The 13,704-nt window shown below is 43.4% G+C and carries 11 protein-coding genes; 8 read left to right on the top strand and 3 right to left on the bottom strand.

Going from position 1 to position 13,704, the window contains the following annotated elements; genetic code table 11:
- Positions 1–64: 64 nt before the first annotated feature.
- Entirely contained in the window at positions 65–1,396 is a 1,332-nt protein-coding gene (locus BFS05_RS03895) for a SufS family cysteine desulfurase (protein WP_103084825.1), read from the top strand.
- A 49-nt stretch (positions 1,397–1,445) separates the two neighbouring features.
- Entirely contained in the window at positions 1,446–2,105 is a 660-nt protein-coding gene (sufU, locus tag BFS05_RS03900; protein ID WP_103084687.1) for a Fe-S cluster assembly sulfur transfer protein SufU, read from the top strand.
- A 38-nt stretch (positions 2,106–2,143) separates the two neighbouring features.
- On the opposite strand, the gene BFS05_RS03905 is transcribed toward sufU, so the two are convergent.
- The 3 genes from BFS05_RS03905 to BFS05_RS03915 form a co-directional block, all read right to left on the bottom strand.
- On the bottom strand, positions 2,144–2,614 hold the full coding sequence (locus BFS05_RS03905) for a metal-sulfur cluster assembly factor (RefSeq protein ID WP_103084688.1): 471 nt from the start codon (positions 2,612–2,614) through the stop codon (positions 2,144–2,146).
- Positions 2,615–3,007: 393 nt separating this feature from the next.
- Positions 3,008–3,817 (bottom strand): DUF4191 domain-containing protein, encoded by an 810-nt coding sequence (locus tag BFS05_RS03910; RefSeq protein ID WP_103084689.1) that lies wholly within the window; start codon positions 3,815–3,817, stop codon positions 3,008–3,010.
- A 173-nt stretch (positions 3,818–3,990) separates the two neighbouring features.
- Positions 3,991–4,626, bottom strand: coding sequence for a DUF3043 domain-containing protein (locus BFS05_RS03915; protein WP_103084690.1), 636 nt, complete (start codon positions 4,624–4,626; stop codon positions 3,991–3,993).
- A 138-nt stretch (positions 4,627–4,764) separates the two neighbouring features.
- Between BFS05_RS03915 and BFS05_RS03920 the strand changes: the two genes are divergently transcribed.
- The 6 genes from BFS05_RS03920 to rpoB all read left to right on the top strand — a co-directional run bounded on the left by BFS05_RS03920 (position 4,765) and on the right by rpoB (position 13,649).
- Positions 4,765–6,129 (top strand): dipeptidase, encoded by a 1,365-nt coding sequence (locus BFS05_RS03920; RefSeq protein WP_103084691.1) that lies wholly within the window; start codon positions 4,765–4,767, stop codon positions 6,127–6,129.
- Positions 6,130–6,198: 69 nt separating this feature from the next.
- A complete protein-coding gene (locus tag BFS05_RS03925) occupies positions 6,199–6,525 on the top strand; it encodes an ACT domain-containing protein (RefSeq protein WP_103084692.1) in 327 nt (108 codons plus the stop codon).
- 29 nt (positions 6,526–6,554) lie between these two features.
- Positions 6,555–7,919, top strand: coding sequence for a PFL family protein (locus BFS05_RS03930; protein ID WP_103084693.1), 1,365 nt, complete (start codon positions 6,555–6,557; stop codon positions 7,917–7,919).
- A gap of 189 nt (positions 7,920–8,108) precedes the next feature.
- Positions 8,109–8,756: a tRNA (cytidine(34)-2'-O)-methyltransferase gene (locus BFS05_RS03935; protein WP_103084694.1), complete on the top strand. Its 648-nt coding sequence runs from the start codon at positions 8,109–8,111 to the stop codon at positions 8,754–8,756.
- Positions 8,757–8,898: 142 nt separating this feature from the next.
- Positions 8,899–9,714 carry a peptide ABC transporter permease gene (locus tag BFS05_RS03940; protein WP_258004240.1) on the top strand — a complete coding sequence of 272 codons (816 nt, stop codon included), beginning with the start codon at positions 8,899–8,901 and terminating at the stop codon, positions 9,712–9,714.
- A gap of 299 nt (positions 9,715–10,013) precedes the next feature.
- The gene (gene rpoB, locus BFS05_RS03945) at positions 10,014–13,649 is read left to right on the top strand and encodes a DNA-directed RNA polymerase subunit beta (RefSeq protein ID WP_103084696.1); all 3,636 of its coding nucleotides are present in this window, start codon (positions 10,014–10,016) and stop codon (positions 13,647–13,649) included.
- The last annotated feature ends 55 nt before the right edge of the window (positions 13,650–13,704 follow it).

Here is a 13,704-nt window from a genome sequence, read left to right on the forward strand (position 1 = left end):
TATTCGTAAATATAGCGTAAGAATAGCGTAAAAATAGCGGTTTAATATGACTACAGAAAATATTATGCGAGAATTTAGCGATTTGCGCTCGCAGTTTCCGATTTTAAGTCGCACAGTTCATGGCACTTCGCTTCACGATACTGTGCACGGAAAACCCTTGATTTACTTGGATTCTGCAGCGACTTCGCAAAAGCCGCAGGTTGTAATTGACGCCGAAAAAGAGTTTTACGAAACAATTAACGCTGGTGTGCACAGGGGAGCGCACGAGTTGGCTGCTCTTTCGACGGTTGCGTTTGAACAAGCGCGTGCGAAAGTTGCGCGTCTCGTTGGAGCTTGCGCGGACGCTGGCAGTGAGGAAATTGTTGTTACTCCGGGCGCTACAGGTGCGCTTAATCTTCTAGCAACTGCTATTGGTAACGCTAGTGCGAAGTCAAGGATTTGCAAAAAAGACAGCGATGATTCTGCTGATTTCCGCAAAAATTTTGTGCTTCGAGAAGGCGATGTAATAGTCGTATCTCGCGCAGATCACCATTCTGTTTTGCTACCATTCCAAGAGTTGGCCCTTCGCACGGGAGCGAAGCTTCGTTGGATTGACGTAACAGAAGACGGCCGCGTGCGTACGGACGCGGATTATTTGCGGACGATTATTGACGAGCGCACGAAAATCGTTGCAGTTACGCATATTAGCAACGTTACTGGCGCTATTACGGACGTTTCGTCGATTTGCAAGCGCGCTCATGAAGTTGGTGCGATTTTTGTGCTCGACGCATGCCAGTCAGTGCCGCATATTCCTGTTGATCTTCATGCGTTAAATGTTGATTTTGCAGCCTTTAGTGCGCATAAAATGTATGGTCCTACAGGAGTTGGGTTCTTGTATGGTCGTCGCGAGCTTTTGAACGCGCTTCCGCCGGCCAATTTTGGCGGTTCAATGGTAGAGCTTGCATGGCTTAACAAGCCGGCGCAATATATGGATGCACCTTACCGTTTTGAGGCTGGAACTCAGCCGGTTGCGCAAATGGTTGCGGCCGGAGTTGCAGCGGATTGGTTGCGCGCGTTGGATATGAGCCGAGTTGCAGAGCATGAGCAGGAAATTGCTGCAGAATTGCTAAAATTGCAAGATGTTCCGGGCGTGCGCATTTTGGGGCCGACTGATTTAGAGAATCGAATTGGTACGGTTGCTTTTGAAGTTGAAGGCGTGCATCCGCACGATGTTGGACAGTTTTTGGATGCGCAAGGCATTGCGATTCGCGTCGGGCATCATTGCGCTCAGCCGATTCACCGTCATTTTGGCGTGTATGCTTCGAATCGTGCTTCTGTTGGCGTTTACAATACGATTGATGAGGCTCGTGCGCTTGTTGAAGCAGTCTCGCACGTTCGCGCCTACTTTGGCGCATAATATTGTTAGCAGTTAGCCAAGTAAGTTAGCGAGTTGGTAAGGAGTGCGTATGTTTGATATGAGTTTTGGTACAGATGCAGGTTTTGGTACAGGTGCAGGCGATATGGCTGGTGACGGCCTAGAAAGCATGTATCAAGAAGTAATTTTGGATGCTGCGCGAAATCCGCATGGCAAAACTCATTTCGAAAGCACGGACGCGCTCGCAAAAGCGGAATTGCAGGAAGAATCTCAAGAATCTACAAAAAATGCAGAATCTGCCGAAATCACCTTAAACAATGCTCACGAAAGTTGCGCTGTTGCATCTGGCGAAAACTCTGCCTTAGGGCAATCGCACCAATTCAATCCAACTTGCGGTGATGAAGTTACAATGCGCGTGGAGCTTTCACGTAGCGAAAATAATGACGAAACCCCAATAGTATCAAGTATTAAGTGGGATGGTCACGGCTGCTCTATTTCTCAAGCAAGCCTTTCAATGATGGTTGATCTAGTCGAAGGAAAGTCGGTTGACGAAGCTTTGCGATTAGATGCGCTTTTCCACAAACTTATGGAATCTCGCGGCGCAGGTTTTGAAAACGAAGAAGACGAAGATGCGCTGGAAGATGCAATGGTTTTGCAAGGCGTATCGCGCTACCCAATGCGAATTAAGTGCGCGCTTTTGGCGTGGGAAGGCTTAAAAGACAGCATTGCCAAAGCTTCGCAAAACTTATAACTACTGTCACAAAACCTACGATTCACAAAATCGCAAAATTATGCAGTAGGTGGAATACCCTCTGAGAATTCTTCAGAATCAGAAAACATCGCGTTGCTAGCGCCGTATTTGCTTCCTAATGCAAAATTAGCTTGCAAAGTGGAAAGATTATATCCTAATGCCTCAAGCTGCGCTCTACCATCTTCGTTGATGTTTTCAACGGACCATCTAGGTTTCCAAGTCCAGTCAATTCTGAATTCGTCTACCAATCCAACAAGCGCATTAGCGCATTCATCTTCAATCAAATCAGTTAGCGGGCAAGCAGGTGTTGTGAGAGTCATTGTAATAATCGCGCGTCCAAGCTCGTCAATCTCAATGCCATAAACCAAGCCCAAATCAACCACGTCGATTCCAAGTTCAGGATCCACAACATCGTGTAAAGCATCTAAAATATCATCTTCCGTAACTCTACCAATGTCATTAGTGCTCAAAGATGATAGATTCTCAGATGACGATTGATTTTCTGCCATAATATTCCTTGCTTTGCTTGTACCGAAATTTAATTTTACAAGTTGCTAAGAATTTACTGATTTATGTTTTGTCACTAATTAGGCAGAGATTTGAGATTTTTCGCAGTGAACGAGGCGAGCCTCAGCGTCGCCAGATGGTGACTCGCCGAGAGAGCAAGAAAAATTGAAAAATCTCGGTGATTAACCGAAGATTAAAAGACTAAACATGCCAAGAGCTGTCGAAGTTTCTCTTAGAGCAATGTAAAAATCTTGCGATGAGAGAAACTCCGACAACTCAGCACCATTAAATAGGAAAATCCTGCAAAAATAGGTACAAGCAAAGCAAGCACAAAAGCTACACGAGTAAGAGTGTGCGAATAACAGCTAGTACCGAAATTCAGGGTTTAGGAGAATTTACTTGCCTCGCATAGCACGGCGGCTTATATGCTGCTTTTTAGTAGGATCGATGCCCTTAGGTATCCCAAATCCAATTTTTCCTTGTAAAGTGCTCAATCGCTTGTTTACGTTTGCAAGCTCCAGCTTGGTCATAAAGAATCTGCGGCGCGGATGAATTTTTGCGATTAAAGCAAATTTATGATTGGTTGGCTGATAAGACTTCGCGTTAAGTACTTTACCTCGCAATTCCTTCAGCTTAACTGTTTTTTCTCCATTGCCAACGACAAACTTGTATACAGGTATGCATGATCCAACAGTGATATGCTTTATACTTTGCTCTTGACGATTCATAGCAGTCATGACTCGCTCATAATTGCCTTCGCCGATTAAGAAGATTCCGTTATGACCTGTTCCGCGCCAAATCGCATCCTTTGTTCTAGGGTCAACCCAAATAGGTTCTTTAGGGAATGTGAATCCGCCTTTATTAATAGAAGATAGAATGCCGATTGCAGCGCCAGGCTTGCCTTCAAGACGAGCGTATCCAACTTTATCTGCGCGCTTGGTAAGCACAATAGTGAAAAGTAAGAATCCGAGCATCACAGCTGTAATCGCGGTCATAACTAAAGTCACAACCTGCCAGTGCAAAGCGAATCCAATTGCCAAGCATAAGACAATAGGCGCTATGAAAGCTATTGCAAGCAATAACGGCAACAACTTATCGTATTCATGCGTATATTTATAAATTCTGTAAATCTGCGAGAAAATATTGTTGCGTGGGCTTTTATTAGCCTTATTATTATTCGTTCTATCAGAATTATTTTGTGACATATGTTAAATCCCCGTTATTCGCGTAGCCTTTGCTCAGCCTGTAATTGTAATACTTGGTAATACTCTGTAATACTTGGTAATACTCTGTAATTCAATAATACTCAGTAATGCTCTATAATAATCAACTTCTAATACTAAATTAACTAAATTAAAGCATCAGAAGTTTTAAATAATTACTTAGGCCAATTACCGTGCTTCTTATAACGCGGCTTTGGTAGCCTCCATCTGCGGAATTGAATTGCGCGACTCCAAGCATAAGTTGAAGATCTGGAAGAGCGGCTTACAGATTCAGGTCCAAATTTACGAATCAGCTCTTTGCGTAATTTTCTCCACATAATAAACAAGTCGATTACAACAACTAGCAAGAATACGTAAAGAATTACAATCAAAACAAACGACAAAGCTCTCAAATTAAATTGGCTAAGAGCCATGACGACAATCATAAGTACTAATGAAACAGGAATAAAATATTCCCCAAGATTTAACCTTGCATCTACGTAATCGCGAATATAAACACGCCACGGAAGCTGCTCATACTTCGGCATATGTGCTAAATCTCCAGAGCGCATTGCCTCATATTCAGCGTTTTCCTTGTCGCGCATACGCTTGCGAGCTTCCTTAGCGCTTGCGTTACGATCTGTAGGTACAATAGGGCGCAAATTTTTAGCTTGTGCTTTATTTCTTTTAGGAGTAGGAGCGTTTTTCTGTCTACTATTTTTCTCTTTTTCAGTCAACGTAGACGAATGTTCTTGTGCGTCATTATCACTTTTTGCTTCAGCTGATTTTTTAGCAAATGGATTCCATGTCATGTTTGCAGATTACATAACAGACTAGACGCTTAAAACAATAATATGAGGTTAATCAGCGTTTATTTCGAAGGCTGTTAATAGTCTGATAGTAGTAATTTGCTTTTTGCTTTTGCTGATTCATAGTTTTTGGGAGGATTTATGGCTGGTTTAGCAGTTGAAGATATGCGCTCGCGAGTGCAGAATGCTTGGAACGACGTTGTTTGCGTTTTAAATAAGAAAATTTCTTTGGGCGCTGTTTCTGCTAAGGGAATTACTGGGGATCATATGCGTGCTTCGGCTGAGTATGTGGCTGAAGTTTTGCGCGAGGTTGGTGTTAATGCTCGCGTTGAGCAGTCTCAGAATCCGGATGGTACTCCTGGAGCTTTTGAAGTAGTTGGATCTCGTATTGTGGATCCTAGTGCTCCGACTGTTTTGCTTTACGCTCATCACGATGTTCAGCCTGTTCCGGATGCAAGTGAGTGGAATACTGATCCTTTCAAAGGAACTGAGGTAGATGGTCGCTTGTATGGTCGCGGTAGCGCTGATGATGGCGGCGGAATTGCAATTCACTATGGTGCTTTGCGCTCTTTAGGTGAAGATTTGGGCGTAAATATTAAGGTATTTATTGAGGGTGAAGAGGAAATGGGCTCTCCAAGTTTCATTCCATTCATCGAAGCTCATAAAGATGAGTTTGAATCAGACGTTATTATTGTTGCCGACTCTGGAAATTGGTCTGCGGATGTTCCAAGTCTTACTACTAGCTTGCGCGGAAACACTACTGTAGACGTTAAAGTGAAGGTTCTTGGTCATCAGGTTCATTCTGGACAGTTTGGCGGACCAATTTTAGACGCTTATACTATTGCTTCAATGCTTGTTGCTTCTCTTTATAACAAGGATGGCGATTTGGTTGTTCCTGGAATTAAATCTCAGGAACCTGTTGGCGGTTTGCAACGCGATTTGGATGAGGCTCAAGTTCGCTCAGACTCTTCAGTAGTGGATTCTTATAAGCTTGCTGGCACTGGTTCTCTTGCCGCTCGTATGTGGACTAAGCCTAGCTTGACTGTTATCGGTATGGATGCTCATCCTGTTGAAGAAAGCTTTAACGTGATTGCTCACGAAACGCGTTTGCGTCTTTCTCTTCGTACGGCTCCAAGCCAGCGTCCGGAAGAAGCGCAAAAAGCTTTGAGTGATTTCTTAGTATCTCACGCACCATTTGGGGCTGAGGTTACTGTTGAGCCGTTGGATAACGGTATGGGATGGGCTATGGATCCGAATGCCGTGGCAACTAAGGACGCTTTAGCTTCTATGAAGGATGCTTTTGGTGTGGATCCTATTAATAAGGGCGAAGGCGGATCTATTCCATTTATTCCAGAATTGCAACGTATTTTCCCTAAAGCTCAGGTTTTGGTGACTGGTCCAGAAGATCCTCAGTCTAATGCGCATAGTCCTAACGAGTCGATTTCGCTTTCTGGTTTGAAATCGAATATCGTAACTGAAGCTTTGCTTTTGGATCGTTTGTCTTAAGTTTTGTCTTAGGTTTTGTTTTAAGTTTTGTCTTAATTAAGTATGCAATCTTAAAAGAGAGGAATTGCTGTGAATCTCAAAGCAGATACTCCTGTTAGTGAAAACTTTGCCGAAAATGTTAGTGAAAACAAGGCTGTTATAACTGTTGTTGGCAAGGATGCAGTTGGAATTATCGCCAGCGTTACTACTCATTTGGCTTCTCGACACGTGAATGTGCTCACTATATCTCAAACAATCGTTGATGGCTTTTTCAATATGATGATGATTGTTGATATTGCAGATATGAATGTTGAGTTCGATGATCTTGTGTCTAGTTTGCAATCTCTTGGTGAAGAAATTGGTGTGAGGATTCATTGTCAGCGCACTGAGATTTTCACTAGCATGCATCGAGTATGAAAATATTCAGATACTAAAGGTGGATTGCTATGTTAAATATGATGGAAGTTCGCGAAACGAACACCATGATTGAGCAGGAAAAATTAGATGTTCGAACTATAACTATGGGCATTAATCTGCTTGATTGCGCTTCTTCTGACGTTTCTGAAGTTTGTAATAATGTATATAGCAAAATTACTACTTTAGCTAAAGATCTTGTTTCTACAGGTAAAGCTATAGAACGCGATTATGGCATACCGATTGTTAATAAAAGAATTACAGTAACGCCTATATCTTTAGTCGGATCTTCATCGTGCAAAACTCCTGAAGATTTTGTAAAAATTGCGCATGTTTTAGACAAAGCAGCTAAAGAGGTTGGAGTTGACTTAATAGGCGGATATTCCGCACTTCCTGCAAAGTCGATGACTTCAGCAGAGCGCATGCTTATTGAATCTTTGCCTCAAGCTCTTAGTGAGACAGACATCGTTTGCTCTTCAGCCAATGTTGGTTCTACTCGCACAGGCATTGATATGGATTGTGTTAATTTGCTTGGACGTGTGATTCGCGATATTGCAATGGCTACAAAAGACAATGATTCTTACGGATGCGTTAAATTCGTAGCTTTTTGTAATGCTCCTGACGATAATCCGTTTATGGCTGGTGGATTCCACGGTGTTACTGAAGGCGATGCTGTTATTAACGTTGGTGTTTCAGGCCCTGGAGTAGTTTCTAGAGCTTTGGATGATGCTCGCGGCAAAGACTTTGCATTTTTGTGTGAAACAATTAAGCGCACTGCTTTTAAAATTACTCGTGTAGGTCAGCTTGTTGCGCAAGAAGCATCTCGCAGACTTGGTATTCCATTTGGAATTATTGATTTGTCGCTTGCTCCAACGCCTGCTGTTGGTGATTCTGTTGGTGAAGTTCTTGAAAAAATTGGCTTAGCTCAGGTTGGCGCTCCTGGTACTACTGCTGCTCTTGCTATGCTTAACGACCAAGTTAAGAAGGGCGGAATTATGGCAAGCAGTTATGTTGGAGGTCTTTCTGGCGCGTTTATACCAGTTTCAGAAGATGCGAATATGATTGCTGCAGCAAAATCAGGATGCTTAACAATTGAAAAACTTGAAGCAATGACATGTGTTTGCTCAGTTGGTCTTGATATGATTGCGATTCCTGGAGATACTACTGCTTCTACTATTTCTGGAATGATTGCAGACGAATCTGCTATTGGCATGATTAATCAGAAAACTACTGCAGTTCGTATTATCCCGGTGATTGGTAAAACTGTTGGGGAAATGGCGAATTTTGGCGGATTGATGGGCTATGCTCCTATTATGCCTGTGAATAACGCTTCTTGTGAGGATTTCGTTACTCGCGGAGGGCGTATTCCTGCCCCTGTGCATAGTTTTAAGAATTAAAGTTTTAGTTTTAGGTTAGTTTATAGGTTAGTTTATAGGTGATAACAAGAGGTAATAATGACGCGTGAAGAGTGTGCGGATCAGCATATTAACGCTGATAATGCAGACAATGCTGATAATGCGTACAATGCTGATAACGCTGATAGCGCAAGTAATGTAGATAGCGCAGACGTCTCAGAAAATAGTGATATGTGCAAATCTTCTACGAATGAAAAACCAGTACAGCGCGTGCAACAAATGTACGAATATGGTTACCGCAAATCGAATTATGGTCCAGATGAGCTTGTAACTGATGCGCATGGTAATCCTATTAGCGTTGTTGACGCTATGCTTAGCGCGGATGATGCTGCTAAAAAGCAGACGCACACTCCTCATTTATGCTTCTATTCTCCAAGGATTCCAGGAAATACTGGTTCTGCTATTCGATTGTGTGCTGTGACTGGCACTATTTTGCATTTGGTTGAGCCATTGGGATTCAATTTGCATGATACGAAATTGCGCCGCGCCGGATTAGATTACCATGATATGGCTCATGTTGTAATACATCCTGATTTCAATAATCTTGTTGAATCTATGCCAAATTCTCGCATTATTGCGTTTACTGCTAATGCCACGAAACTTTATACGGATATTGAGTATAAGCCAACTGATATTTTGCTTTTTGGACCTGAGCCAGGTGATATTCCTGATCCTATGGATATTATGGCTGGCCCTCATGTTGCTGAACAGGTGCGTCTGCCTATGCGACCGGCATTGCGTAGTTTGAATTTGGCTAATTGCGCGTCAATAGCTGTTTACGAAGCGTGGAGACAGCTTAATTTTGTTGGCGGCAATTAAAATTTGCTCAAATAAGTAGCTTAGTTTAAGTATTTTATTTCATTTCAATCAATGCATTACAATAGAAGATATGGGCATACAATTACCACAACTAATGCGCAAGATTTCAAAGCGCAGTAATCCTCGCACTAAAAAGCGAACGATGGCTAGCGCTAAGAAACAGTCTGCTTACGCTAAGAAGCAGTCTATGTATATGCGCCGTAGGATCTTTGTTGGTGTTGTTGCCGTTCTTATTTTAGCTTTGGCGATTTTTTGCGTTGTAAGTATTTCTAAGGGTTTTTCTGCTATAAGTGGTGAAATTTTTAAAACGCATAATGTTGATATTGCTCGTAAAGCCGTACCGGATCCTCGTCCTGCAAGTCTTACTCGTCCTTGTACTAGTAAGGATTTGCGTTTGGAGCTTTCTGCAAAATCTCAAAATGTGCCGATGGGCGGAAGTGTTGATTTTAAAGCTAATTTGATTTTTGTTGGCACTGGCTCATGTTTAGTTAATGCAGCTCCAGATCATCTGATTCTGGCGATCAGTGATTCTTCGGGTTCGAATGCAAATAGCGCAAATGGCAAAAATAGCGCAAAGAAAAAGGATTCTAAGTCTAAAGATAGTAAGTCCAAGGATAATAAATCCAAAGATAATTCTGCCAAAGATAATTCTGCTAAAGATAATTCTGCCAATAGCGGCAAGAATAAGTCTGAGAAAGATGCGAAAGATACGAAGGATTCTAATTCAACTGATATATGGCGTTCGGATGTTTGCCCTGTGATAGATAAGCCTTTACTTATGGCTCAAGGCGATCATTTTGATAAAAAATTTACTTGGGATACGGATGCGACTCGTGGCGTCGGCTGTGTTGATAAAGATAATATGCCGAAAGTTAATCGCGGGCCTTATGTTGTTAGGATTTTCCAGAAAGATATACCAGGCTTACAAAGTGATTCGATAGTTGTGAATGTTAATTAGTCGAATCGATTTAGATTAAGGTAACTGGGATTAAATAAGTTAATTTAAATCCGCAACACGCCGCGAAAAATGGCGAAAAATAGTCGCAATGTGCTTGTAAAATAGACAGTCTGTATACGGTGTGTCATATAGCGGGCATACTGAATAAGCCAAAGAAGTCGCCCGCATTTGCGCATTATTTTAACGTGTTTTAGCACATTATTTTAACGTGTTTTGCGTTGGTGTTTCTTAGGTTTTTCAGAGTTCACGCATGCGTTTACGCGCATGTATAGGTAATAGCGAGCGATAAGGAACGTCCATTGGCTGCTGAACAAGCTACGACGAGCACCACTAAAGTCATCGCACGTGCTGACGAACACGACATCAAGTTGCACAAAGCGTCAGATCGTGTGAATTTTGGCTCCATTTGTGAGACTATCGATGTGCCATACCTTCTCGGTGTACAAACCGACAGCTTTGATTGGTTGATCGGTTCAGACCGCTGGAAGAAGCGCGTTGAAGAAGATGAAGCAAACGGTACTCACACAGTGCCTCATATTTCTGGTTTAGATGAAGTATTCCAGGAAATTTCCCCTATTGAGAACTTTGCTCAAACAATGAGCCTCACGTTCTCAGACCCATATTTTGAAGAGCCACGCCATACGGTGTTGGAATGCAAGGAAAAGGATTACACATATTCTGCACCACTTTATGTGAATGCTGAATTTGAAAACGGCGAGACTGGCGAAATTAAGAGCCAGACTGTTTTCATGGGTGATTTCCCATTGCAAACTCCACACGGTACTTTCATTATTGGAGGTACAGAGCGTGTAATCGTTTCACAGTTAGTGCGTTCTCCAGGCGTGTATTTTGATTGCACTCAGGATCGCACTTCTGACAAAGATGTTTACGGTGCCAAAATTATTCCAAGCCGTGGAGCATGGTTGGAATTTGAAATCGATAAGCGCGACTTCTTGGGCGTACGAGTAGATCGTAAGCGTAAGCAGTCTGCAATCGTATTCTTAATGGCAATCGGTATGACTAAGCCAGAGATTGCTGAAGCTTTCAAGGGATATCCTTTGGTGCTTGATGCACTTGATAAGGAAGTTATTGAAACTCAGGATGAAGCATTAACGGATTTGTATCGTAAGATTCGTCCGGCAGATACGGCAACTCCAGAAGCTGGCCATACTTTGCTCGATTCCTTCTACTTCAATACTAAGCGTTACGATTTGGCTCGAGTTGGCCGTTACAAGATTAATCGTAAGCTTGGTTTGGAAGCTGATTACAACGATCGCAGTTTGAATCGCGAAGATATTATTGCGACTATTAAGTACTTGGTTACTTTGCATTCTAATGCTACTGCTAAGAATACTGCTTTGAAGGCCACTAATCCGGCTGATAAAGCTGCAGCTTTGGCACAGAGCGAGCAGACATTCCCAGGTAAGCGCGATGGCAAAGATGTGCAATTGCGCGTAGAAGTTGACGATATTGATCACTTCGGCAATCGTCGTATTCGCCAGGTTGGTGAATTGGTGCAAAACCAGCTTCGTACTGGTTTAAGCCGTATGGAGCGCGTTGTTCGCGAGCGTATGACCACTCAGGATGCTGAAGCTATTACTCCACAGTCCTTGATTAACATTCGCCCAGTTAACGCTACTATTAAGGAGTTCTTCGGAACTTCTAAGTTAAGCCAGTTCATGGATCAAAATAACCCATTGGCAGGCGTTACTAATAAGCGTCGTCTTTCTGCACTCGGTCCTGGTGGTCTTTCTCCAGATCGTGCTTCCATGGAAGTTCGAGACGTGCACCCATCCCACTTCGGACGTATGTGCCCAATCGAATCCCCAGAAGGTCCAAACATCGGTCTTATTGGTTCTTTGGCAACCTTCGGACGAATCAACCCATTCGGTTTCATCGAAACTCCATACCGTAAGGTAGTGAATGGTCATGTAACGAACGAAGTTGAATACATGACTGCAGATCGTGAAGCCGAGCATGTTATTGCACAGGCAAACCAGGAACTCGACGAAAACGGCAACTTTGTTGGTACTCAAGCACTTGCTCGTATCGATGAAGAAGAGGCAGTCGATGTGCCAGTCGGAAGCGTTGACTACATGGATGTTTCCCCACGCCAGATGGTTTCCTTGGGTGCTTCTTTGATTCCATTCTTGGAGCATGATGAAGGCCACCGTGCTTTGATGGGTACTAACATGCAGCGTCAGGCTGTGCCTCTTATTAAGTCCGAGCGACCACTTGTTGGTACCGGTTCTGAATGGCGTGCAGCAGTTGATTCTGGCGATGTAATCTTAGCTGAAAAGCCAGGTGTTGTAACTTACGTTTCCGCAGATATTATTCGCGTTATGAACGATGATGGCACTCAGTCCAGCTACAAGCTTTCTAAGTTCCAGCGTTCTAACCAGACTACTTGCTACAACCAAGTTCCACTTATTAAAGATGGCGAACGTGTTGAAGCTGGTACTGTTTTGGCAGATGGTCCTGCAACAGATAAGGGCGAACTTGCTTTGGGTAAGAATTTGCTTGTTGCATTCATGCCATGGAATGGTTACAACTACGAGGATGCTGTTATTATTTCTCAGCGCTTAGTACAAGACGATACGCTTTCTTCAATTCACATTGAAGAATACGAAATCGACGCTCGTGAAACTAAGCTCGGTTCTGAAGAGATTACTCGTGATTTGCCAAACGTTGGCGAAGATGCTATTGCAAACCTCGACGAGCGCGGTATTATCCGCATCGGTGCTGAGGTTGAAGCAGGCGATATTTTGGTCGGTAAGGTAACTCCTAAGGGTGAAACTGAGCTTACACCAGAAGAGCGTTTGCTCCGCGCAATCTTCGGCGAAAAGAGCCGCGAAGTTCGTGATACTTCTTTGCGCGTGCCACACGGCGAAACCGGTACTGTTATTGCAGTTAAGGAAATCACTCGTGAAGACGCTGAAGACGATGGCGACGAGCTTCCAAACGGCGTGAATCAAATGATTCGCGTTTACATTGCTCAGCATCGTAAGATTACACAAGGCGATAAGCTTTCCGGTCGACACGGCAACAAGGGTGTTATTTCCCGCATTTTGCCAGAAGAAGATATGCCATTCTTAGCTGATGGTACTCCAGTTGACATCATGCTTAACCCATTGGGTGTGCCTTCTCGAATGAACTTGGGCCAGGTGCTCGAGCTTCACTTGGGTTGGATTGCTCACGCTGGTTGGGATATTAACTTGGATCCAGATTTGGAAGCTGCTTGGAAGAAATATGTTCCACAGGGCGCTGAACACGGCGATCCTGGAACTCCAGTTGCAACCCCAGTATTCGATGGCGTTCGTCCAGAAACTTTGAAGGGCTTGTTAAGCACAACTTTGAAGGATGCTGATGGCAATAAGCTTGTTGGCCCTGATGGTAAAGCAGTGCTTTATGACGGCCGTACTGGTGAGCCTTTCACTAAGCCAATTTCCGTTGGTTACATGTACATCTTGAAGCTGCATCACTTGGTTGATGATAAGATTCACGCCCGTTCCACTGGTCCGTACTCAATGATTACCCAGCAGCCGTTGGGTGGTAAGGCTCAGTTCGGTGGCCAGCGCTTCGGCGAAATGGAAGTTTGGGCTCTTGAGGCTTATGGTGCTTCGTACACATTGCACGAAATGATGACTACTAAGTCTGATGATGTTTCGGGTCGTGTGCGCGTATATGGCGCAATCGTGAAGGGTCAGAATTTGCCGCCTGCCGGTATTCCTGAATCCTTCAAGGTGCTTCTTAAGGAAATGCAGTCGCTCTCCTTGAATGTTGAGGTGTTAAACGCTGATGGCGTTGCAATTGACATGAAGGATGAAGAAGACGATCCTGTTTCGTCCTCAGATGATTTGGGCTTTAACATTGGTGCACGACCAGATTCGTCTGCCAAGGAAGATCAAATCATTTCTGAGCCGGAATATCAGTGATCGGCTATAGCCGCACTTATGTGATAGTAAAACGTAAAAAATTTCACAGACAGGA

It is taken from the genome of Gardnerella coleohominis (genome assembly GCF_002896555.1).
GTDB classification, from domain to species: domain Bacteria; phylum Actinomycetota; class Actinomycetes; order Actinomycetales; family Bifidobacteriaceae; genus Bifidobacterium; species Bifidobacterium vaginale_F.

Coding starts and splice junctions, on each gene's coding strand:
- BFS05_RS03920 (WP_103084691.1), top strand. CDS start 4,765: ATGGCTGGTTTAGCAGTTGAAGATATGCGCTCGCGAGTGCAGAATGCT.
- BFS05_RS03940 (WP_258004240.1), top strand. CDS start 8,899: ATGGCTAGCGCTAAGAAACAGTCTGCTTACGCTAAGAAGCAGTCTATG.
- BFS05_RS03910 (WP_103084689.1), bottom strand. CDS start 3,817: ATGTCACAAAATAATTCTGATAGAACGAATAATAATAAGGCTAATAAA.
- BFS05_RS03895 (WP_103084825.1), top strand. CDS start 65: ATGCGAGAATTTAGCGATTTGCGCTCGCAGTTTCCGATTTTAAGTCGC.
- sufU (WP_103084687.1), top strand. CDS start 1,446: ATGTTTGATATGAGTTTTGGTACAGATGCAGGTTTTGGTACAGGTGCA.
- BFS05_RS03915 (WP_103084690.1), bottom strand. CDS start 4,626: ATGACATGGAATCCATTTGCTAAAAAATCAGCTGAAGCAAAAAGTGAT.
- BFS05_RS03935 (WP_103084694.1), top strand. CDS start 8,109: ATGTGCAAATCTTCTACGAATGAAAAACCAGTACAGCGCGTGCAACAA.
- BFS05_RS03930 (WP_103084693.1), top strand. CDS start 6,555: ATGTTAAATATGATGGAAGTTCGCGAAACGAACACCATGATTGAGCAG.
- BFS05_RS03905 (WP_103084688.1), bottom strand. CDS start 2,614: ATGGCAGAAAATCAATCGTCATCTGAGAATCTATCATCTTTGAGCACT.